The organism is Vibrio albus (assembly GCF_003144035.1).
GTDB classification, from domain to species: domain Bacteria; phylum Pseudomonadota; class Gammaproteobacteria; order Enterobacterales; family Vibrionaceae; genus Vibrio; species Vibrio albus.
On the sequence record NZ_QFWT01000001.1, the window covers coordinates 569668 to 591994 of the forward strand.

Annotated in this window: 21 protein-coding genes; 16 read left to right on the forward strand and 5 right to left on the reverse strand. The window is 47.2% G+C overall.

What is annotated here, in order from left to right; genetic code table 11:
* Window positions 1-11 precede the first annotated feature (11 nt).
* From DI392_RS02575 to lnt, 4 genes are read left to right on the forward strand one after another with little or no spacing between them, the layout of a single operon-like run.
* The gene (locus tag DI392_RS02575; RefSeq protein WP_109318322.1) at window positions 12-1103 is read left to right on the forward strand and encodes a PhoH family protein; all 1092 of its coding nucleotides are present in this window, start codon (window positions 12-14) and stop codon (window positions 1101-1103) included.
* Window positions 1103-1591 (forward strand): rRNA maturation RNase YbeY, encoded by a 489-nt coding sequence (gene ybeY / locus DI392_RS02580; RefSeq protein ID WP_109318323.1) that lies wholly within the window; start codon window positions 1103-1105, stop codon window positions 1589-1591. Before DI392_RS02575 ends, ybeY begins: the two co-directional genes overlap by 1 nt.
* A gap of 54 nt (window positions 1592-1645) precedes the next feature.
* Window positions 1646-2539: a CNNM family magnesium/cobalt transport protein CorC gene (gene corC, locus DI392_RS02585; protein ID WP_109318324.1), complete on the forward strand. Its 894-nt coding sequence runs from the start codon at window positions 1646-1648 to the stop codon at window positions 2537-2539.
* Between the two features lie 60 nt (window positions 2540-2599).
* Window positions 2600-4102, forward strand: coding sequence for an apolipoprotein N-acyltransferase (lnt, locus tag DI392_RS02590; protein ID WP_109318325.1), 1503 nt, complete (start codon window positions 2600-2602; stop codon window positions 4100-4102).
* Window positions 4103-4406: 304 nt separating this feature from the next.
* On the opposite strand, the gene DI392_RS02595 is transcribed toward lnt, so the two are convergent.
* Window positions 4407-4877 carry a zinc ribbon-containing protein gene (locus tag DI392_RS02595; RefSeq protein WP_109318326.1) on the reverse strand — a complete coding sequence of 157 codons (471 nt, stop codon included), beginning with the start codon at window positions 4875-4877 and terminating at the stop codon, window positions 4407-4409.
* Between the two features lie 121 nt (window positions 4878-4998).
* Here DI392_RS02595 and leuS point away from each other — a divergent pair, with 121 nt between their 5' ends.
* The 12 genes from leuS (at window position 4999) to lipA (ending at window position 17686) form a co-directional block, all read left to right on the forward strand.
* On the forward strand, window positions 4999-7572 hold the full coding sequence (gene leuS, locus DI392_RS02600; RefSeq protein ID WP_109318327.1) for a leucine--tRNA ligase: 2574 nt from the start codon (window positions 4999-5001) through the stop codon (window positions 7570-7572).
* A gap of 156 nt (window positions 7573-7728) precedes the next feature.
* The gene (locus DI392_RS02605) at window positions 7729-8280 is read left to right on the forward strand and encodes an LPS-assembly lipoprotein LptE (protein WP_109318328.1); all 552 of its coding nucleotides are present in this window, start codon (window positions 7729-7731) and stop codon (window positions 8278-8280) included.
* A gap of 17 nt (window positions 8281-8297) precedes the next feature.
* Entirely contained in the window at window positions 8298-9329 is a 1032-nt protein-coding gene (gene holA, locus DI392_RS02610; RefSeq protein ID WP_109318329.1) for a DNA polymerase III subunit delta, read from the forward strand.
* 139 nt (window positions 9330-9468) lie between these two features.
* Entirely contained in the window at window positions 9469-9786 is a 318-nt protein-coding gene (gene rsfS, locus DI392_RS02615; protein WP_109318330.1) for a ribosome silencing factor, read from the forward strand.
* A 3-nt stretch (window positions 9787-9789) separates the two neighbouring features.
* Entirely contained in the window at window positions 9790-10260 is a 471-nt protein-coding gene (gene rlmH, locus DI392_RS02620) for a 23S rRNA (pseudouridine(1915)-N(3))-methyltransferase RlmH (RefSeq protein ID WP_109318331.1), read from the forward strand.
* A gap of 6 nt (window positions 10261-10266) precedes the next feature.
* Complete coding sequence (gene mrdA / locus DI392_RS02625) at window positions 10267-12156, forward strand: penicillin-binding protein 2 (RefSeq protein WP_109318332.1); 1890 nt, start codon at window positions 10267-10269, stop codon at window positions 12154-12156.
* Window positions 12153-13274 (forward strand): rod shape-determining protein RodA, encoded by a 1122-nt coding sequence (gene rodA, locus DI392_RS02630; protein ID WP_109318333.1) that lies wholly within the window; start codon window positions 12153-12155, stop codon window positions 13272-13274. The genes mrdA and rodA overlap by 4 nt, the downstream gene beginning before the upstream one ends.
* A 37-nt stretch (window positions 13275-13311) precedes the next feature.
* Window positions 13312-14115 carry a septal ring lytic transglycosylase RlpA family protein gene (locus tag DI392_RS02635; RefSeq protein WP_109318334.1) on the forward strand — a complete coding sequence of 268 codons (804 nt, stop codon included), beginning with the start codon at window positions 13312-13314 and terminating at the stop codon, window positions 14113-14115.
* A gap of 77 nt (window positions 14116-14192) precedes the next feature.
* Window positions 14193-15365: a serine hydrolase gene (locus DI392_RS02640; RefSeq protein ID WP_109318543.1), complete on the forward strand. Its 1173-nt coding sequence runs from the start codon at window positions 14193-14195 to the stop codon at window positions 15363-15365.
* Window positions 15366-15567: 202 nt separating this feature from the next.
* Window positions 15568-15837, forward strand: a complete 270-nt coding sequence (gene ybeD, locus DI392_RS02645) for a DUF493 family protein YbeD (RefSeq protein ID WP_109318335.1) — start codon at window positions 15568-15570, stop codon at window positions 15835-15837.
* 165 nt (window positions 15838-16002) lie between these two features.
* Complete coding sequence (gene lipB, locus DI392_RS02650) at window positions 16003-16644, forward strand: lipoyl(octanoyl) transferase LipB (RefSeq protein WP_109318336.1); 642 nt, start codon at window positions 16003-16005, stop codon at window positions 16642-16644.
* 76 nt (window positions 16645-16720) lie between these two features.
* Window positions 16721-17686: a lipoyl synthase gene (gene lipA, locus DI392_RS02655; protein WP_109318337.1), complete on the forward strand. Its 966-nt coding sequence runs from the start codon at window positions 16721-16723 to the stop codon at window positions 17684-17686.
* Between the two features lie 79 nt (window positions 17687-17765).
* Here the strand turns inward: lipA and DI392_RS02660 are convergent, their stop codons facing one another.
* From DI392_RS02660 to nqrE, 4 genes are all read right to left on the reverse strand, one after another.
* Window positions 17766-19145 carry a DNA repair protein gene (locus DI392_RS02660; RefSeq protein ID WP_109318338.1) on the reverse strand — a complete coding sequence of 460 codons (1380 nt, stop codon included), beginning with the start codon at window positions 19143-19145 and terminating at the stop codon, window positions 17766-17768.
* A 168-nt stretch (window positions 19146-19313) separates the two neighbouring features.
* Window positions 19314-20294, reverse strand: coding sequence for an FAD:protein FMN transferase (locus DI392_RS02665; protein WP_245883925.1), 981 nt, complete (start codon window positions 20292-20294; stop codon window positions 19314-19316).
* A gap of 168 nt (window positions 20295-20462) precedes the next feature.
* On the reverse strand, window positions 20463-21689 hold the full coding sequence (gene nqrF / locus DI392_RS02670) for an NADH:ubiquinone reductase (Na(+)-transporting) subunit F (protein WP_109318340.1): 1227 nt from the start codon (window positions 21687-21689) through the stop codon (window positions 20463-20465).
* A 35-nt stretch (window positions 21690-21724) separates the two neighbouring features.
* Window positions 21725-22321, reverse strand: coding sequence for an NADH:ubiquinone reductase (Na(+)-transporting) subunit E (gene nqrE, locus DI392_RS02675; RefSeq protein ID WP_109318341.1), 597 nt, complete (start codon window positions 22319-22321; stop codon window positions 21725-21727).
* Between the last annotated feature and the right edge of the window lie 6 nt (window positions 22322-22327).

The window sequence follows — 22327 nt, forward strand, 5'->3', positions numbered from 1 at the left end:
GAGAGGCAAAATTGAGTAATAAAATTGTAACTCTGGACATTGAGCTGGAGCCTTCTGATAACCGTCGACTAGCCAGTCTTTGCGGTCCTTTCGACGACAACATCAAACACCTCGAACGCCGCCTTGGCGTAGAAATTAACTATCGCGGTAACGCATTCTCTATCGTGGGTAAGCCTCATACAGCGGCTGCAGCCATGGATATCCTGAAAACTGTCTATGTGGATACGGCACCTGTTCGGGGAAATATACCGGATATTGAGCCGGAGCAAATCCATCTGGCCATCAAGGAATCCGGTGTCCTGGAACAGAACACCGAATCCAATATTCAGCATGGTAAAGAAGTCGTTATTAAGACCAAAAAAGGCGTGATCAAACCACGTACACCTAACCAGGCGCAATACCTGATGAACATGGTTACCCATGACATTTCCTACGGTATTGGCCCAGCGGGTACAGGTAAAACCTATCTTGCCGTTGCTGCTGCGGTTGACGCACTGGAGCGTCAGGAAATCCGCCGTATTCTTCTGACCCGTCCGGCAGTAGAAGCAGGCGAAAAACTGGGCTTTCTGCCCGGTGACCTGAGCCAGAAAGTCGACCCTTACCTGCGCCCCCTGTATGACGCCCTGTTTGAAATGCTTGGCTTTGAGCGCGTAGAGAAACTGATCGAGCGGAACGTTATTGAGGTGGCTCCGCTGGCTTACATGCGTGGCCGTACTCTGAACGATGCGTTTATCATCCTGGATGAAAGTCAGAACACAACTGTCGAACAGATGAAAATGTTTCTGACCCGTATCGGTTTTAACTCACGTGCGGTTATCACCGGTGACGTTACCCAGATCGACCTGCCACGCGGCGCTCGCTCCGGTCTTCGTCATGCCATCGAAGTGCTTTCAGAGGTTGAAGAAATCAGCTTTAACTTTTTCCAGGCCGATGATGTAGTAAGACACCCTGTTGTTGCTCAAATCGTCAATGCCTACGAAAAATGGGAAGTGCAGGATCAGAAAGATCGCAAAGAAGCAGAACAGCGTCGCCGTGAAGAGCGCGAAGCCCGGCTTCTGGAAGCACAAAGAGCAGAGCCTCAGAACAAATCAGGTGATGAATAATGGCCATTCTTCTGGATCTACAACTGGCTGTCGCCGATGAGAACAACCTGCCGGCAGAGAAAGACTTTCAGCACTGGCTGACCTCAACGGTAAATCAGTTCCAGCCGGATGCTGAAGTCACTATCCGTCTCGTTGATGAACAAGAGAGCCACGATCTGAACTTTGAGTACCGGGGTAAAGATAAACCAACCAACGTACTCTCTTTTCCGTTCGAAGCCCCACCAGGTATGGAACTGGACCTGCTGGGTGATTTAATCATCTGTAAGCAAGTAGTTGAAAAAGAAGCGGAAGAGCAAAACAAGCCTTTACAGGCACATTGGGCGCATATGGTTGTACATGGTGCGCTTCATCTGCTAGGTTATGACCATATTGAAGATGATGAAGCCGAAGAGATGGAGTCTCTGGAAACCGACATCATGCAGTCAATGGGCTTTAATGACCCGTACGCCGCTGAAAAAGAGCCATATTTCGTGGAAAAAGAACAGTAGCGACGGCTCGATGTGAGCTATCACACATCTGATAGCGTTAATGAATGAGAACACATGAACGAAGAGAATTCGCCCTCAAAGGAAGATTCGAGGGATAAGTCGGAAGGTCCGAGTAGAAAGTCCTTCTTTGAGCGCCTGACAAACCTTTTTCAGGGAGAACCAAAAGACCGTCAGGAACTGGTGGATGTTATCCGCGACTCCGAGATTAATGATCTGATTGATCATGATACCCGGGACATGCTCGAAGGAGTGATGGAAATTTCTGAAATGCGGGTTCGGGATATTATGATTCCCCGGGCGCAAATGGTGACTGCGGACAAAGCACACGACCTTGATGCTCTGGTTGCGCTGATCACGGATGCTCAGCACTCCCGCTACCCGGTTATCAGTGAAGATAAAGATCATGTTGAAGGTATTCTGCTGGCAAAAGATCTGCTGAAATATCTGGGCTCCGATAGTGAACCGTTCCACATCGAACAGGTAATTCGCCCTGCGGTTGTTGTTCCGGAAAGTAAACGGGTTGACCGCTTGCTGAAAGAGTTCCGTGAAGAACGTTACCACATGGCAATCGTGGTAGACGAGTTTGGTGGTGTATCAGGCCTGATCACCATCGAGGATATTCTCGAAGAAATCGTCGGTGAAATCGAAGACGAGTTCGACGATGAAGACGAAATCGACGTTCGTAAACTCAGCAAGCATACTTATTCGGTAAAAGCGCTGACAACGATTGAAGATTTTAATTCGACTTTCGGCACCAGCTTTAGTGATGAAGAAGTGGATACTATTGGTGGTATTGTCATGACCAGCTTTGGTCACCTCCCGTCAAGAGGGGAAATGGTCGAAATTGAAGGGTACAGTTTTAAAGTCACTGCTGCCGACAGCCGGCGCGTCGTTCAGCTACAGGTTACCGTACCGGACGAACATAACCTTCCGTCGATGGAAGAGTAACCGCTATACTGCAAGGTAATGCTAACCCTCAGTATTAACTGGGAAAACTAAGATAAAGCGATGCTCATACTGAATCATCCTGTAATGCGGCCGTTAACGGCCGCTTTTGTTGGCGCTCTTACCACCCTCGCCTTTACTCCCTTTCAATACTGGCCTTTGGCAATACTCAGTCCGGCTATTCTGTTTTTACTTTTACACCATATTCCCGTCAAGGCGGCCATACTGACCGGTTTTTTCTGGGGACTGGGACAATTTGCCACTGGTATCAGTTGGGTACATGTCAGTATCGATAACTTTGGCGGGTTGCCAAAGGTCGCCAGCCTGGGGCTGATGGTTCTGCTTGTAAGCTATCTTGCTTTATACCCTGCTCTGTTTGCCGGTCTGCTTAACCGTTTTTTCCCCGCCGGGAAGACTCGTTACCTGCTTGCTATTCCCTCTCTATGGCTACTGTGTGATTTTGCCCGAGGATGGGTATTCACTGGTTTCCCATGGCTCTGGATAGGTTACAGCCAGATTGACAGCCCTTTGTCTGCTTATGCGCCGTTAGGCGGTGTCGGGATGGTAAGTTTCGTTACGATTTTTATTGCCTCCATGCTGACCCTGTTCGTGCTATCCCGAAAATGGCAGTGGATCCTGATATCGGCGGTACCTTTTATACTGGCTTCGGGCCTTAGTTTAATCGACTGGGTTAAGCCAAATCCAGACAGCGCCACCTCTTTTGCGCTTATTCAGGGCAATATCGCACAAGAAAGAAAGTGGTTACCATCTGAGCGCTGGCCAACCATCATGAAGTATATGGGTCTGAGTCGGGCTAACTGGGATGCCGATATCATTATCTGGCCGGAAGCCGCTGTTCCGGCTATCGAGCGTAATGTGACCAGCTTTTTAAGCAACGTCGATGCGGCCGCCAGAATGAATGAGTCTGCCCTGTTAACAGGCATTATTAACGTTAAGGACGGCAAATATTTTAACAGTGTCCTTCCCCTTGGTGATGTGCAGAGTGGCGAGTACGACTACCGTACCCAGCCCAGGTACAGCAAACATCATTTGCTGCTATTCGGCGAGTTTGTCCCTTTTGAAGATATACTCCGTCCTCTGGCTCCCTTGTTTAATTTACCCATGTCATCGTTCAGTCGTGGCGGCTTCATTCAGGACAATATTCTCGCCAAAGGCCGGAAGTTCGCATCGGCACTCTGCTATGAAATTATCTTCGGCGATCAGGTCAGACAGAATATCACCGAAGACACTGATTATATTCTGACCCTCTCAAACGACGCTTGGTTTGGCCATTCCATTGGTCCGCTACAGCATATGGAAATTGCCCGCATGCGCGCGCTGGAAACCGGGAAGCCGGTGATCCGTTCTACCAACAATGGTGTCACCGCAATCACGGACTATAAAGGTAAAATTATTGCCAAAGCGCCTCAGTTTGAGACTCAGGTGTTAAGAGCCACAGTAAGCTCGACAACTGGGTTAACACCATATACCCGGTTTGGCAGTTGGCCGCTAGTAGGGTTTGTTGTGATTGGTTTGGTAGTGTTGGGGTTTCGTAAGAAAAACTAGAGACCAGAAGAGAATACAGAGCGCTCCGCTTTGAGAATACAGAAAAAGTACAGGTATTTTTATAGTCTCGAGAAGCGGAGCGGTCTAGTCTCTAGCCCCGCACTTGTCTGTAATGACCTCGTTCCCATGCTCTGCGTGGGAATGCAGACCTGAGTTAAGAATATCCCTTAATTTCCGCTAAACATTAGTTATTCTTAAGGAAAATATAAGCCCTGTATATAGCTGTGGTAACTTTAAGTTCAGCATTCATTCCCACGGGAGACCATGGGAATAAGATCAACACCCAATCTGTATTCTGCTATTTCTAAGGTTTCAGCGGCACCCGGGTAAACTCCTCACAACCACATTTACTGCACGGCTCAATAATGGTCGGATGGTTATACTGCGTCCTGTGGCCGCATTTTTCACAGACCAGATTCCCCAAACCAATCACATCACCGGCTTTGTATATGCCCTGATGTTCGAGATCCTGAAACAGTTCCATCCACTCTACCCGGGTACGATCAGTGATATCCAGCAACCCCTGCCAGATAGAATTGGCGATCATCAGATAAAACGGCCCTGACTTACTTTCTTCGTACTCTTCAGCGAACTCTTTCAGATCCGACTTGAGGTACTCAGAAATCAGCGCCAGTTCGTCTTTCGTCATGTCACTGGCAGCGTGAGCGACTTCACCAGAGGTCTCCAGTACATGATTTAACTCTTCAGGGCTGTGCTTAAGGGTTTCGACCACTTCAGCAAATTTTTCTTCATAACCAGATGTACGCTTTGGCATTTTATACCTCCATGCTTCGACATTTCAGTTGTTGCCCGTGCTTCCTTTAGGTATTCTATGCTGATCTGACATTATCTGATCTAACCGATCTCACATATTCCACGATAACCGGAAATCATCGATGCAAGAGCAATACAATCCGCAAGATATTGAACAAAAAGTTCAGAAACACTGGGACGACAATAACACTTTTGTCGTGACTGAAGACGCTGATAAAGAGAAATTTTACTGTCTCTCAATGTTCCCATATCCGAGTGGCCGACTGCATATGGGTCACGTGCGAAACTACACTATCGGTGATGTTGTTTCTCGTTTCCAACGCCTTAAAGGCAAAAACGTTATGCAGCCAATCGGCTGGGATGCGTTCGGTCTGCCGGCAGAAAACGCCGCTGTTAAAAACAAGACAGCGCCGGCACCATGGACCTATGAAAATATTGAGTACATGAAAAACCAGTTGAAGCTTCTGGGCTTTGGCTATGACTGGAACCGCGAGTTTGCAACCTGCACCCCTGAATACTACCGCTGGGAACAAGAGTTCTTCACCAAGCTGTACGAAAAAGGCCTGGTTTATAAGAAAACATCTTCTGTTAACTGGTGTCCGAATGACCAGACTGTTCTGGCAAACGAACAGGTTGAAGACGGCTGCTGCTGGCGCTGTGACACACCTGTAGAGCAAAAAGAAATTCCACAGTGGTTTATTAAAATCACGGCTTATGCTCAGGAACTTCTGGATGATCTGGACAATCTTGATGGCTGGCCTGAAATGGTTAAGACCATGCAGCGTAACTGGATTGGCCGTTCTGAAGGTGTCGAACTGAAGTTTGACGTACAAGATCACGGCGCACTGGAAGTGTACACCACCCGTCCGGACACCCTGATGGGCGTGACCTATGTTGGTATCGCTGCCGGTCACCCGCTGGCAGAAAAAGCCGCTGAAACTAACCCTGAGCTGGCTGCTTTTGTTGAAGAGTGCAAAAACCATAAAGTGGCAGAAGCTGAGCTGGCGACCATGGAGAAAAAAGGTATGGCGACCGGCCTTACCGCTATTCATCCGCTGAACGGCCGTGAAGTGCCTGTTTACGTCGCTAACTTCGTACTGATGGACTATGGTACAGGCGCAGTTATGGCTGTACCTGCTCACGATCAGCGTGACTACGAATTCGCGACCAAATACGGTCTGGATATCGTACCTGTCATCAAACCGGCAGACGGCAGTGAGCTGGATATCTCTGCAGAAGCGTACACCGAAAAAGGCGTTCTGTTCGATTCAGGTGAATTCGACGGGATGGACTTCCAGACAGCATTTGATGCTATTGCCGAAAAACTGGAAGCGGAAGGCCACGGCCATAAAACCGTCAACTTCCGTCTGCGTGACTGGGGTGTCTCCCGTCAACGTTACTGGGGCGCACCAATCCCTATGGTCACCACTGATGACGGCGAAGTTCATCCAGTACCGGCTGACCAGCTACCGGTAATCCTGCCGGAAGACGTGGTAATGGACGGTGTAACCAGCCCAATTAAAGCAGATAAAGCCTGGGCAGAAACAACCTATAACGGCGAGCATGCTCTGCGTGAGACCGACACGTTCGATACCTTTATGGAATCCTCCTGGTATTACGCACGTTACTGTTCACCTCAGGCTGATGACATCCTGGATCCAGAAAAAGCAAACTACTGGCTGCCGGTAGACCAGTACATTGGTGGTATTGAACACGCTTGTATGCACCTGCTGTACTCTCGTTTCTTCCATAAGCTGCTGCGTGATGCCGGCTACGTAACGTCTGACGAACCGTTCAAGCAACTGCTATGTCAGGGTATGGTGCTGGCAGACGCTTTCTACCACACCAACGAGAAAGGCACAAAAGAGTGGATCGCACCAACAGACGTTGCCATTGAGCGTGATGGTAAAGGCCGCATCGCGAAAGCCGTTGACTCTCTAGGTCGTGACGTTGAACACTCAGGCATGATCAAAATGTCTAAGTCAAAAAACAACGGTATTGACCCACAAGAGATGGTCGACAAATACGGTGCCGACACTGTGCGCCTGTTCATGATGTTTGCCTCCCCTGCTGACATGACCCTTGAGTGGCAGGAATCTGGTGTAGAAGGCGCTAACCGCTTCCTGAAACGTGTCTGGAAACTGGTAAAAGAGCATACTGAACAAGGTTCTGCTGAAGTGGTTAATGCCGCAGAACTGTCTGCTGATCAGAAAGCACTTCGTCGAGACGTACATAAAACCATCGCTAAAGTGAGTGATGATGTAGAACGCCGTCAGACATTCAACACGGCAATTGCTGCAATCATGGAACTGATGAACAAACTGGGCAAAGCGCCTCAGGAGTCAGTACAGGATCGCGCTATTCTGGATGAAGCGCTGAAAGCTGTGGTTCGCATGTTGTATCCTATCACTCCGCACATCTGTTTCGAACTGTGGGAAGCGCTGGGTGAAAGCAACGTCGATACAACATCCTGGCCTGCTTATGATGAAAAAGCACTGGTTGAAGATGAAAAACTGATCGTTGTTCAGGTAAACGGTAAGCTACGGGCGAAACTGACTGTTGCCGCTGACGCTACCAAAGAACAGGTTGAAGCACTTGGTCTGGCAGACGAGCACGTACAGAAATTCACCGAAGATAAAACCATTCGCAAAGTCATCTATGTTCCGGGCAAACTGCTGAACATCGTTGCGAACTAATCAGGTATACTACGGTCAATAAAAAAGGGTGTGTTTCGCACCCTTTTTATTTGTATCCTATTAGCGCGAATGATTTTTTGACTGCATATTTTATTCAAACATGCAGTCAAAAAATCAGTACTCCGAGTCAATCAACTAAATATAGAGAGAAATGTTGTGAAATCACTTTTCCCAGCCTTGTCATTTAAGCTCGTGATCGCGCTGCTTATCACCAGCACTCTGTCTGCTTGTGGTTTTCATCTGCGAAGTGCTTATCTGGTCCCGGAAGAAATTTCCGAAATTTCTGTCACCAGTTTTGACCCCTACTCCAAATTGACTCGTGATGTCGAAAGCCAGTTGCGCATGAATGACGTCCGTATTACAGCACCGTCAGAAAACATCGTTAACCTGCATCTTATCAGCGAAAATATCAGCACACGTACCCTGTCCCTCTACCAGAACAGCAGCGCGGCAGAAAAAGAGATCCTATATACCGCTAAGGCACGGATGGTTATTCCGGAAATAGGAGAAAAAACCTTCTCTACCAGCGTAAACCGTAATTATCTGGATAACCCCCAAACCGCGCTGGCAAAGTCTACAGAAAAAGAGCTACTTCAGGATGAAATGCGCGCTCAGGCCGCCAGCCAGATCATACGCCAGATGGCTCGCCTGAGAGCCGAATTGCAGGAAACCAAGCCCGCGGTATCCGATGATACCGCCAGAAACTGATTTCTCCCGGTTATACCATGCGAATTTTTGCTGATAAGTTACCCGCTCAACTGCAACGTGAACTTAAAAATGTCTATCTGATCTTCGGTAACGAGCCGCTGTTGCTGTCGGAAAGCCGAGATGCTGTCATCACAGCCGCGAAAGAAGCCGGCTTTTCAGAAAAACATTATTTCACCCTTGATGCTCAGCTGGACTGGAATCAGGTGTTTGACTGTTGTCAGGCCCTTAGTCTGTTTTCCGATAAAAAGATTATCGAACTTGAAGTTCCGGAATCCGGAATCAACGCCGCCGCGGGTAAATCGCTGGTTGAGCTGGCAGAACAGCTTAACCCTGATGTCCTTCTGATCGTCTTCGGCAGTAAGCTGACCCGACAACAGGAAAATGCCAAATGGTTTAAGGCCCTACACCAACACGGTATGTGGGTCAGTTGCCTGACACCGGATATTCAGCGGCTGCCGCAGTTTGTTCAGGCTCGCTGCCGGAAACTCAACCTGCATCCTGATGCTCAGGCCCTGCAAATGCTGGCGCAATGGCATGAAGGCAACCTGCTGGCACTGGTGCAAAGTCTGGAAAAGCTCGTCCTTCTCTACCCCGATGGCGAGTTAACCCTGGTCAGGCTCGAGGAAGCGCTCAACCGACACAACCACTTTACCCCCTTTCACTGGGTCGATGCCTTATTAGCGGGAAAAGCCAGCCGTTCACAGAGAATTTTACGCCAGTTGGAAGCTGAAGGTGTCGAGCCGGTTATTTTGCTCAGAACACTGCAAAAAGAGCTTACTCTAGTGGTTCGCTACAAGCACGAGCTACAGACCATGCCTCTGGCTCAACTGTTTGATAAGTACCGGGTCTGGCAGAGTAAAAGACCGCTGTATAGCGCAATATTACAACGCTTAACGCTTAAACAACTTAACCGGGCATTTAAACTGCTTACTCAGGCGGAAATCCTGACGAAAACCCAGTACGATCAATCACCGTGGCCGGTTATTGCGCAGATCACCCTTGAGCTCTGTATACCGGAACAGGTAAACGTTATTCCAGTATCTGTTTAACCATCGGGGCTTGGATTGTCGGGAGCATATTGATGCTTCGCCCTGAAACAGTGATATAATTTGCGACTGTACACACCATATAATTCGCCGGCAGAAATCCTGCCGGCAATAAATCAATGAGATAAACAGAGGTATTACCTTGCTACGCGATGAGCTAAAAGACTTTCTTGCCGATAAAGCCGATGATATGAAAGCAGAAGATATTGTTACCCTTAATGTGGCAGATAAGTCGAGTGTTACCGACTATATGATCATCTGCACCGGCACCTCAAAACGCCACGTCACCTCTATCGCTGATAATGTTGCAGCAGAAGTTAAAAATATCGGCCTGACCCCGTATGGCATTGATGGAGAGCAGGAAGGTGAATGGGTTGTTCTGGATATGGGTGATGTCATGCTCCATGTTATGCAGGAAGAACACCGTAACCTTTATCAGTTAGAAAAACTCTGGAGTTAAGCGTTGAAAATACAGCTTATTGCCGTCGGCAACAAAATGCCTAAATGGGTAGGAGAAGGTTTTCAGGAATACCGACGCCGCTTTCCTCATGATATGCCTCTGGAATTAATCGAAATACCCGCGGGGAAACGAGGAAAGAACGCTGATATTGCAAGAATTCTGCAAAAAGAAGGCGAAGCCATGCTGGCTGCCGTGCCAAAAGGCAACCGAATTGTTACTCTGGACATTCCCGGCAAGCGTTGGGATACCGAACAGCTTGCAGAGCAACTTGAACGCTGGAAACTTGATGGCAGAGATGTATCCATTCTTATCGGAGGCCCGGAAGGTCTGGCTCCCGCGTGTAAGGCCGCTGCGGATCAAAGCTGGTCACTTTCTCCTCTGACTCTGCCGCATCCGCTGGTGAGAGTGGTGATGGCAGAAAGCCTGTACCGCGCCTGGAGTATTACTGCAAATCACCCATATCACAGAGAATAAGGTTGTATGAGACGTAAGCGTACGCAGATAAGGGATCACAAGGCAGAGTCTCGGCTATTCAAAAGACGGGCTATTGTGTCTTTTATCGGCATTATCATGCTGGTCGGAATCCTCACGGTCAACTTATATAACATCCAGGTTAATCAATTTCAGGATTATAAAACCCGCTCTAACGACAACCGGATTAAGATAGTCCCCATCGCCCCGAACCGGGGACTAATTTATGACAGAAACGGCAAACTTCTGGCAGAAAACAGACCGGTATACAGCCTTGAACTGACACCGGAAAAAATAAAAGATATTGATGCAACCATTGCAGGACTACGAACAATTCTCGACATTCCTGATGAAAAAGTTGCTGCTTTTAATAAAGAACGCCGACGTTCACGCCGGTTCAAGTCCGTCCCTCTGCTGACTCAGTTAACGGAGAAGCAAGTTGCTCAGTTCTCAGTTAACCAGTATAAATTTCCGGGTGTTGAGGTTTCAGCCAAGCTAAAGCGCTACTATCCATACGGTTCTGCTCTGACTCATGTGTTAGGTTATGTGTCCCGTATTAACGACCGGGATATTCAACGCCTTATCCGGGAGGATAAAGAGGCCGATTACCAGGCGACCCACGATATCGGTAAACTGGGCGTTGAACGATACTATGAAGATGTTCTGCACGGTAAACCAGGCTATCAGGAGGTTGAGGTTAACAGCCGCGGCCGGATTATCCGTACCCTAAAATATGTTCCCCCGACTCCGGGTGAAGACATCATTCTAAATATCGATATTGATATTCAGCTATATGTGTACAAGCTACTCGATGACCGTCGCGGTGCCGTTGTTGTACTGGATCCTAAAGATAACGGAGTGCTGGCTATGGTATCCAGCCCGAGTTATGACCCGAATAAATTTGTTCACGGTATATCCAGTAAAGCCTATCGGGAATTACTTGAAGACAAAAATCGCCCTCTGGTAAACCGAACCACTCTGGGTATTTACCCGCCGGCGTCGACCGTGAAACCATTTATCTCTGTGGCGGCATTGCAGGAGGAGGTCATCACACCTTATACGGTGCGTAATGACCCGGGATACTGGAAAATCCCTAACTCAAAAACCAAACCATTCCGTGACTGGTTGCGCTGGGGACACGGCAAGGTTGATATACTTAAAGCCCTGGAGGAGTCGGTAGATACCTTCTTCTATCAGGTTGCCTACGATATGGGGATAGACAGAATTTCCAGCTGGATGAGAATGTTTGGTTTTGGTGACTACACTGGCATTGATATCTTTGAAGAAAGTAAAGCCAATATGCCCAGCCGTGAATGGAAAAGAGCCAGACACCGCACCCCATGGTATCAGGGTGATACCATCCCTGTTGGTATCGGGCAAGGTTACTGGACAGCCACCCCGATGCAAATAGCCAAAGCAACATCCGTATTAGTGCATCGTGGTAAGGTTCTGGCTCCTCACCTTCTTCAGGCGACAATAGATAATACTCAGGAAGAGAGAACCCCTGTCACGGTTCCTCCTGAGCAATATCCACCAATCACCGGTGTCTCTGACCGCTATTGGGATATCGCCCGGCAAGGTATGTACCGGGTAAATCACGGCAAACGAGGAACAGCACGACGGGCTTTTTATAACCTAAAATATAAAAGCGCCGGCAAGTCTGGTACGGCACAGGTCTTCGGTCTGAAAGAAGATGAAGAATACAACGCGGATGAACTGGCAGAGCACCTGCGGGACCATGCATTATTTACCTCTTTCGCCCCTCTGGACAAACCGGAAGCGATTGTCACCATCGTATTAGAGAACGCCGGAGGCGGCTCTTCTAACGGCGCACCAGTGGTACGGAAAATACTGGACAGAATTATTTTGGACAAAAAAGAGACACCGGAGCAGAAATGAAAGTTGACCCTTCTACAGGAAAAAGCCGGATCTTTTTTGAAAGGCTACACATCGATCTGCCAATGCTCATTGGGCTGCTGACTCTGATGGGGTTCGGTTTGATCATTATGTTCAGCGCCAGTGGCCAAAGCATGGCGATGATGGAGCGCCAGGCGATGCGCATGTTGCTCTCCATCACTGTCATGATAGTACTTGCACAAATATCCCCGCGTACCTATCAGGCCATGGCTCCGGTACTGTTTGTGGCTGGTGTCGGCCTGTTATTAGGGGTGCTTCTGTTTGGCGAAGCGTCAAAGGGAGCACAACGCTGGCTTAACCTGGGTATAGTCCGTTTTCAGCCCTCAGAGCTGTTAAAGCTGGCCGTTCCTCTGATGGTCGCCAGGTACATTGGCAAACAAGCCCTTCCTCCGACATTAAAAACACTGGCGATATCGCTAGTTCTGGTTATCGTACCAACCATACTCATCGCCAAACAGCCCGATCTGGGAACCTCTATCCTCATCGCGGCTTCTGGTATTTTTGTGATTTTCCTTGCAGGTATCAGTTGGCGGATCATCTTTGCGGCCTGTGTAGCTGTCGGAGCGTTTATTCCCGTGCTCTGGTTCTTTCTGATGCGTGAATATCAGAAAGTCAGGGTGCGTACCCTGTTTAATCCGGAATCCGATCCGCTGGGTGCGGGTTATCATATTATCCAGAGTAAGATTGCTATCGGCTCAGGCGGACTAAGCGGAAAAGGCTGGCTACACGGTACTCAGTCGCAACTGGAGTTTCTGCCGGAACGACATACCGACTTTATTTTTGCCGTGATTGCCGAAGAGTGGGGAATGCTGGGCTTTCTGTTTCTGGTCTCGTTATACTTGTTTGTTATCGGACGGGGCCTTTACCTCGCTAGCTCCGCCCAAACTGCGTTTGGACGGATGATGGCAGGCAGTATTGTACTGAGTTTTTTTGTTTATATCTTCGTAAACATAGGCATGGTAAGTGGCATCCTGCCTGTCGTTGGAGTGCCCCTGCCACTGATCAGCTACGGTGGTACCTCTATGGTGACGCTGATGGCAGGATTTGGCATTTTAATGTCAATTCACACCCATAGAACGATCCTTTCCAGAGCCACTTAGCCTCTGGATAACCACCTACGGAACGGTAACTGACTTAATGAAAAAACCAATAGTTCTTCTGATCCTGGGGATATTAGCTGGCTGCTCAAACAATAATGGCAGCCGGTATACCCTTTCTGACGACACCGGACCAGATGCCCCCATCCGTCTGGAACATATTGAAGATGCTCACCCTAAGTACGAACCCTATAGTCTGGGCGGAAATAAAGATTACAGGCTGAGAGGAGAGTCTTATCAAATCATCCGTTCTCCGGAAGGATTTAAACAGAAAGGTACCGCATCCTGGTATGGAAAGAAGTTTCATGGCCATCAGACTTCAAATGGTGAAATCTATGACATGTACTCTATGACAGCCGCACATAAAACTCTCCCCATCCCCAGTTATGTGAAAGTAACGAATCTGGACAACGGTAAAGTCACCATTGTCCGGGTCAATGATCGCGGTCCATTTCATGACGGACGGATTATTGACCTGAGTTATGCCGCCGCCCATAAACTTGGGGTAATAAAAACGGGTACCGCTAATGTCGAGCTTGAATATATCCCGGTTAAACCCGAGCAGATAAGTACGAAACTCATTGATAATAAAGAGAAAATATCATCCACAAATACTCAACATAACTTTATGATCCAGGTAGCATCTTCGCAAAATGCACAGAGCACCCGAACTTTGGCCCAAAAGTTAAGTCAAACCTTCTCTGTAGAGACATTTGTCGAAACTCTGGAAGGGAAATTCCGGGTCATTCTTGGCCCTTTTGAAAATTATACGAATACTCAGCAAATATTAGAGCAGGTCAAAACACAAGGATATCCCGGTGCATTTATAAGAAAGGTACAGTAAGGCTCTGACTTCGAAAAATGATTCTGCTAAGATAGATTTAATTACCGCTTTTAAGATTAACAATGACTGCATATAAAATGAACAAATCAAATCACATTCTGCAAGCAACACTGCTGACAGCTGCCTCATTGACCGCGACTTTCGCACATTCCGCTCCAGTTGTTGTGCCGGACGCTCCTCAGATTGCGGCAAAAGGCTACGTTCTTATTGATTACAATTCAGGCAAAGTCCTTGCTGATAAAGAAATGCACACCAAGCTTTCTCCGGCAAGCCTGACAAAAATGATGACCAGCTATGTTATCGGTCAGGAGTTAGCCAGAGGTAATATATCTCCTGAAGATGATGTTGTGATTAGTGAAAATGCCTGGGCAAAGAATTACCCGGATTCTTCAAAAATGTTTATTGAGGTTGGTACCACGGTTAAAGTAAAGGATCTTAACCGGGGGATCATTATCCAGTCAGGTAATGACGCTTGTGTCGCTATGGCCGAACACGTTGCGGGTTCGGAAGATGCTTTCGTTGATCTGATGAACGCCTGGGCACAGTCTATTGGTATGGAAAACACCCACTTTGCCAACGTGCATGGTCTGGATAATCCAAACCTTTATTCCACCCCATACGATATGGCTTTATTGGGACGTGCCCTTATCCGTGACGTTCCGAATGAATACGAAATTTACTCACAAAAGAAATTCACCTACAACGGCATAACCCAGTATAACCGCAATGGTTTGCTTTGGGATAAGAGCATGAATGTCGACGGTATTAAGACTGGCCATACAGAAGGGGCGGGCTATAACCTGGTGAGTTCGGCCACAGAAGGAAAAATGCGTCTGGTGGCTGCCGTTATGGGTACCCGCAGCGAAAACGCACGTAAAGCTGAAAGCAAAAAACTGCTTAACTATGGTTTCCGCTTTTTTGAAACCGTTGCCCCACACAAAGCCGGTGAAACCTTTGTCAGTGAACGTATCTGGATGGGTAATAAGGATACCGTTGCTCTGGGCGTCAGCCAGGACACTTACGTGACGCTGCCTCGTGGACAAGCTAAAGATCTGAAAGCCAGCTTCACTCTGAACAAAGATCTGAAAGCACCGATTGCTCAGGGTGATGTTGTTGGTACCCTGTACTACCAGATTGATGGTGAAGACATCGCTGAATACCCGCTTCTTGCTTTAGAAGATGTAGAAAAAGGCAGCATGTTCAGCCGCTTAATCGACTATATTATTCTGACCTTTAAAAGCTGGTTCTAACCCAATACCCGCGAGAGTAATAATGAAAGGGTAGCTTCACGCTACCCTTTTCTATACCTCCAATTTATACCGGAAATATTATCAACACTATCTTTCGGCGACCAGATAACCGAATTCATGCTGCGCAAAGTTAAACCACTTGAGATCCGCTCACATTCCCAGTAACATTCCGCTTCCGTAAAACGCTGGTTCGGAGTGAATAATGCAAGAGCAACCAAAGCTAAAAGATCTACTGGAATTTCCCTGTCAGTTCACCTACAAAGTCATGGGCTATGCCAAGCCTGAACTGCCAGAGCTTGTACTGGAAGTTATCCAGAAACATGCTCCTGGAGACTACAGCCCAACCGTGAAGCCAAGCGGAAAAGGAACTTATCACTCTGTATCCATTACCATTACCGCTACGTCTATCGTGCAGGTAGAAACTCTGTACAAAGAGTTGGGTGAAATCGATATTGTCCGCATGGTGCTATAACCTACCTTTTCCCTAAAGAAACAGCGACATTAGTCGCTGTTTTTGTTTATAAAAACCAATAAGCCCATTAACAATTTTCATACTTTTGTAATTATCGGTAGTGACTTCCTTCAAAGAAGTTTATAATCTTTTTACTTTATAAACTCATTTAGATTGAGGTGCGGTTTGAGCGGAGTCGAAAATCAAATTATTGTCAGAGATTTAGGCCACAGAGAATACCAGCCTGTCTGGCAGGAAATGCAAGCTTTTACCGACACCCGAACCGACACTACTCCCGATGAAATCTGGCTGGTCGAACACCCCCCGGTTTTCACTCAAGGGCAGGCAGGAAAAGCAGAGCACCTGCTCAATCCCGGAGACATCCCCGTTGTACAAAGTGACCGAGGAGGTCAGGTGACCTACCATGGCCCGGGGCAGATCGTTGTATACTTCTTACTTAACCTTAGAAGAAAAGGGTATGGTGTCCGAGAATTGGTCACGTATATTGAGACTTTAGTGGTCAATACACTAAAAAGTGTTGGTATTGAATCTGCCTCCCGACCAAACGCACCCGGTGTTTATGTTGAGGGACAAAAAATCTGCTCACTCGGTTTACGAGTCCGCAGAGGGTGTAGCTTTCACGGGTTAGCACTGAATGTGGACATGGATCTTTCGCCTTTTTTAAGGATTAACCCTTGTGGCTATCAGGGAATGGCGATGACCCAGGTGAGAGACCTTGCTCCGGAAATCACGCTAAATGATGTAAAAAGAATTCTGATAGACAAACTTGTCGAGCAGCTTCACTACTCCCAGGTCACCTTACCGTGACGTCTTTTGGAGAGATAATCTTTTGGAGAGATAGAGTAAAGAAGCCAATTAAAATCACAGAAGAAAGTAATTATATATGAGCAAACTTAGTCAAATGGAAGTCGGCGTTAAATACCGTGATGCTGATAAAATGGGCTCCATCCCAGTGAAGTTTATGCAGGATGAGCCAAAAGAAACCCTAAGAAAGCCGGACTGGATGAAGATCAAACTGCCGGCAGACAGCCAGCGCATTCAGGATATTAAGTCTGCCATGCGTAAAAATAACCTTCACTCGGTATGTGAAGAGGCCTCCTGCCCTAACCTGGCCGAATGCTTTAACCATGGCACCGCGACCTTTATGATTCTGGGGGCAATTTGTACTCGCCGTTGCCCTTTCTGTGATGTGGCCCACGGCCGCCCGCTGGCACCCGATACGCAGGAACCAGCACACCTGGCGCAGACAATTAAGGACATGAAGCTCAAGTATGTGGTCATCACCTCGGTTGATCGTGATGATCTTCGTGATGGCGGTGCTCAGCACTTCGCTGACTGTAACCGCGAGATCCGCAAACAAAACCCAAATATCAGAATCGAAACACTGGTGCCTGATTTCCGTGGACGGGTTAACAGTGCGCTGGACATACTGAAAGATAATCCGCCTGACGTATTTAACCACAACCTGGAAACCGCGCCGCGCCTTTACCGTAAGGTTCGTCCTGGTGCCAGCTATAAGCGTTCATTGGAACTGTTAAAACGCTTTAAAGAAGAGCATCCGGATGTTCCGACTAAATCAGGCCTGATGATGGGACTGGGTGAAACCAAAGAAGAGATCGTCGAGGTACTGAAAGATTTGCGGGAGCATGGCGTCACCATGCTTACTCTCGGCCAGTATCTGGCACCAAGCCGTCACCACCTGCCGGTAGAACGTTATGTACCGCCAGCGGAATTCGAAGAACTGAAAGAGATTGCGCTTGGTCTGGGCTTTACCCACGCAGCGTGCGGCCCGTTTGTCCGCTCGTCTTACCATGCGGATCTTCAGGCGCAGGGGATGGAAGTAAAGTAACTCGCTTTGCTGTCAGAATATAAACAAAAGGGGTTGGCAGCTAAGCTGCCAACCCCTTTTTTATGCCTATAAGACGAAGTTATGCTGAAGTATCTTCGCCCGTCACCTTATCTGCCTTACCAGCTTCATCTGTTTGAAGCTCTGACTCTGTCGGTGATGCGGATGGAGCTTCAACAGCTTCAGGCTCTTCATTTTCAACACCAGTCTCAGCAAGGCCGGCTTTATTTTCCGGTTCTACAGCCTTATCAGCGTTGGCCTTCGCTGCCAACTGCTCCTGATAGGCGGCTAGCAAAGTCTGCTGGCTGGTAATTTGATCTTCAAGCTGGCTGATCTGCTTATTCAGCACCAACTTCTCTTGCTCTGTTTTCTCTTTTTCTGTGTTAACCAGCTCCAGTTTAAGCTTCAATCTGCTTAGCTCCTGTGTCAGGTTTTTCACCTTTTGAGAGTGAGCCGAATTTTCTTCATCCTGCTCTTCATTAAGCAAAGAAATACTGTTCAGGATACTTTCAGCCTGCACATGCAAAGACTGGTCCCGGTAGTCAGCACCTTCCAGTGCCTGAGAAATAGCCAGTAGCTTATTTTCAAACTCAAGAACCACCGGCTCAAATGCTTCATCTTCCACGTTTGCCAGTCGCTTGACTTCAAGCGCGACACTGCGCACATGGGTCAGCTCAAACTCTGCATCCTTCACGGCAGATTCAATGATCTCAAGATTGCGTGGATTAGAGCGAATTGTCTGCTCAGTTGTGTCGATCTCGGCTTTTGCTTTGGCATAGCTGATCGCTGCTACCTCATCAAATTCATCTTTGCGCAAATCCTTTAGTTTCTTTTTAAGAGGGTACACATAGCGTTTTATGACGACTTTCATTTCAAGCTTCTGGGCCTTACTCAGAAAAACAACCTGCTTAGTCTGAGCCGTATCAAGTTCATTATCCTCAACCACTTTAAACAGCCCCTGATAAGTACGATACACTTGTTTATAATCCATCGCGTACACTGACGACGCATCAATCTTGTCCAGATAGGCCATCTGGGCAATAGCATCGGCCAGCACTTCATCCGCCGTTTCTTTTAATGCTAATAACGAATTGTAGTTTTTCTCAACAACCGCCAGTCTGGTATTGAAATGATCCGAATAAGTGCCATCAGAAAACAGAGAATAGCTTTCGGTTGTTTTTGATGGAGTCACTGCAATCTCTTCATAGATATCAACAGCTTCATTCCATGAATCCAGTAAATCCCGATATTGTGTTACTGAATACAGTCTCAGGTTTTCGGCCTCTTTTAGCTTGCTCAACCAGCTCTGATATTGCTCCTTAGAATTTTGGTATAACTCATAAGCATTATCTTTTTGTTCCTGATTTGTGGCAGCAATTTCCCGTGGTTGTTCAGGTGTGCTCTGACAGCCAACAATTGTCAGTAATACAGACGCGGCTAATACCGTCTTAATAGTTTTCATACTAAGTCTCTTAATAATTATAAATATGATAGATGAGGTATTACCCTAACTTCTTTATTTGGCTCAATCAAGACCGGCATGTATTGACCTTTTATCGCGCCCTAATAAAAAGGCCAGTATGTTCGCTGAACATACTGGCCTTCCTTACTTGTTGAAAAACCGAGTCAATTACTTCAGATACTGTTTAAAAGCCTCAGAGGACACTTCTTTGAAACCATCGTCCGTTTTGACCACCATAAATACAGCAAATCCTTTTTCGTTCGCCAGCTCTATTCCTTTTTCTTCCCCAAGTACCATCAGACCAGTCGCCAGGCCATCAGCAGTCATACAAGATGGGTGTAAAGCTGTAACAGAGACGACTTTATGGCTTATCGGCTTTCCTGTCTGAGGGTTAATGATATGAGAATAACGAATACCATCCCGTTCGAAATAATTGCGGTAATCACCAGACGTCGCTATCGCCATATCTCCCGGTGAAATAATTTCCTGTATGGCTCGTTCATTCGCGTCGGGCTTTTCTATGGCAATACGCCAACCTGTATTTTCATGATTTTTCCCTTTCATGCGAATTTCACCGCCAATCTCGACCATATAATTATGGATGCCCTGTGATTCAATATAATCAGCGATTACATCGACTCCCCAGCCTTTAGCGATGGTAGAAAGGTCAACATAGAGATCCGGAATGGATTTGCGCAGTGCATTACCGTCAATGCTTAACTTATCGATACCAGTGATTTTTCTTCGCTCAGCCAATTCTTCATCGGTTGGTACCACATCAGGGCGAGCCTCCGGGCCAAATCCCCACAAATTAACCAGTGGGCCTACCGTTACATCCAAAGCACCAGAAGTCAGCTTACTCAACCGGATAGCTTCTTTCACTACGGTGATCATTTCGGGTGAAACGGCAAAAGGCTCAGAGCCTTTATACTGATTAAACTGACTTAACTCCGACTGTTTTCTGTAGGTCGACATTTGATCATTCACCTTCTCAAGGCGATTGTCGATTTCCTGCTGCAATACTTCTGGCTCAGGGACATTATCCGCTTCGATATACTTAATGTTATAAGTCGTGCCCATGGTCGCACCACTCAGATGAACCTGCTCAGGAGCCTTGCTACAAGCAGTCAAGAAGAATACAGCAACAATGCTGACGAACCAGAGTTTTACAAATTTCACAGGGCTCTCCTGAATGAGTTTTATAGTCATCCTTTATTCTGTCTTTTTTTCCCTAAAAAAACAAATGGCTAACCTCCTTTGTTTTGTAAGAACAAGTGAAGTTAGCCATTCTCAATGACCGATTAATAGTCAGGGCTATTAGCCGCCGAAGTCATCCAGCAGGATGTTTTCATCCTCTACGCCAAGGTCTTTCAGCATACCGATAACCGCAGCGTTCATCATCGGCGGACCGCACATGTAGTATTCACAGTCTTCCGGAGCTTCATGATCTTTCAGATAGTTCTCATAGATGACGTTGTGGATAAAGCCGGTGTAACCATCCCAGTTATCTTCCGGTAATGGATCCGACAGAGCAACATGCCACTGGAAGTTATCGTTATCTTCCGCCAGCTTGTCGAAATCTTCCACATAGAACATTTCACGCTTAGAACGAGCACCATACCAGAAAGACATCTTACGCTTGGAATTCAGGCGTAACAGCTGGTCAAAGATATGAGAACGCATTGGTGCCATACCAGCACCACCACCGATAAACACCATCTCATTATCGGTATCCTTCGCAAAGAACTCACCAAATGGACCTGAGATAATACATTTATCGCCCGGTTTCAGTGACCAGATATAAGATGACATCACTCCTGGTGGTACATCCGGCATATTTGGCGGTGGAGTAGCAATACGCACATTCAGCTTAATCAAGCCCTTCTCTTCCGGATAAGATGCCATTGAATAAGCACGAATAGCGTGCTCTTTCACGACAGACTCATATCGGAACAGGTTGAACTTATCCCAGTCTTCACGATACTCCTCAGGAATATCATAATCGGCATACTTCACATGATGTGGTTCAGCTTCAATCTGGATATAACCGCCGGCACGGAACGGAACTTCTTCGCCTTCAGGGATCCTAAGTACCAGCTCCTTGATAAAGGTCGCTTCGTTATTATTAGAAATAACTTCGCATTCCCATTTTTTCACACCGAAGATCTCTTCCGGCAGCTCAATTTCCATATCAGACTTGACTGCAACCTGACAGGAAAGGCGCTCACCTTCACGAGCTTCACCTTTTGTAATATGGTCCAGCTCGGTAGGCAGAATATCACCACCACCCGATTTCACTTTTACCCGGCACTGACCACAAGAGCCACCACCGCCACAGGCTGATGATACAAAAATTCCGTTACCAGCCATTGCCCCCAGGAGTTTATCCCCCGGAGAAGTGGTAAAGCTTTTTTCCGGGTCTCCGTTTACCGTAATGGTAACGTCACCGGACGGTACCAGCTTGGACTTGGCTAATAGGATGATCAATACCAGTGCCAGTACGATCACGGTAAACATCACTACGCCAAGAATAATACTTTGCATAACTATTCCTTATTTCTTGTCTCGTTTACCGACGACTACAACTGAACACCAGAGAAAGACATAAAGCCTAACGCCATCAGACCCGCTGTGATAAAGGTGATACCCAGACCACGCAACCCGGGAGGTACATCAGAGTATTTCATCTTCTCACGGATACCAGCCAGTGCCACGATAGCCAGCAACCAGCCAATACCAGAACCAAAGCCATAGACAATCGATTCAGGGAAATTGTAGTCACGCTGCACCATGAAGGATACGCCACCGAAGATCGCACAGTTTACGGTGATAAGCGGCAGGAAAATCCCCAATGCGTTATACAAAGGCGGGAAGAACCGGTCTAGCACCATTTCCAGAATCTGAACCAGTGCAGCGATTACACCGATAAAAGTAATAAAGTTCAGAAAGCTTAAATCCACGCCCTCAACCAATGCACTGTCTCTCAGTACCAGGTTGTACAGCAGGTTATTGACGGGAACGGCGACCGTCAGTACCACCGTTACCGCGACACCCAGACCAAATGCCGTCTTAACTTTCTTAGATACCGCCAGAAAGGTACACATACCTAAGAAAAATGATAGCGCTAAGTTCTCGATAAAGATCGAACGAACAAGCAAGCTAATATAATGTTCCATTCTCTC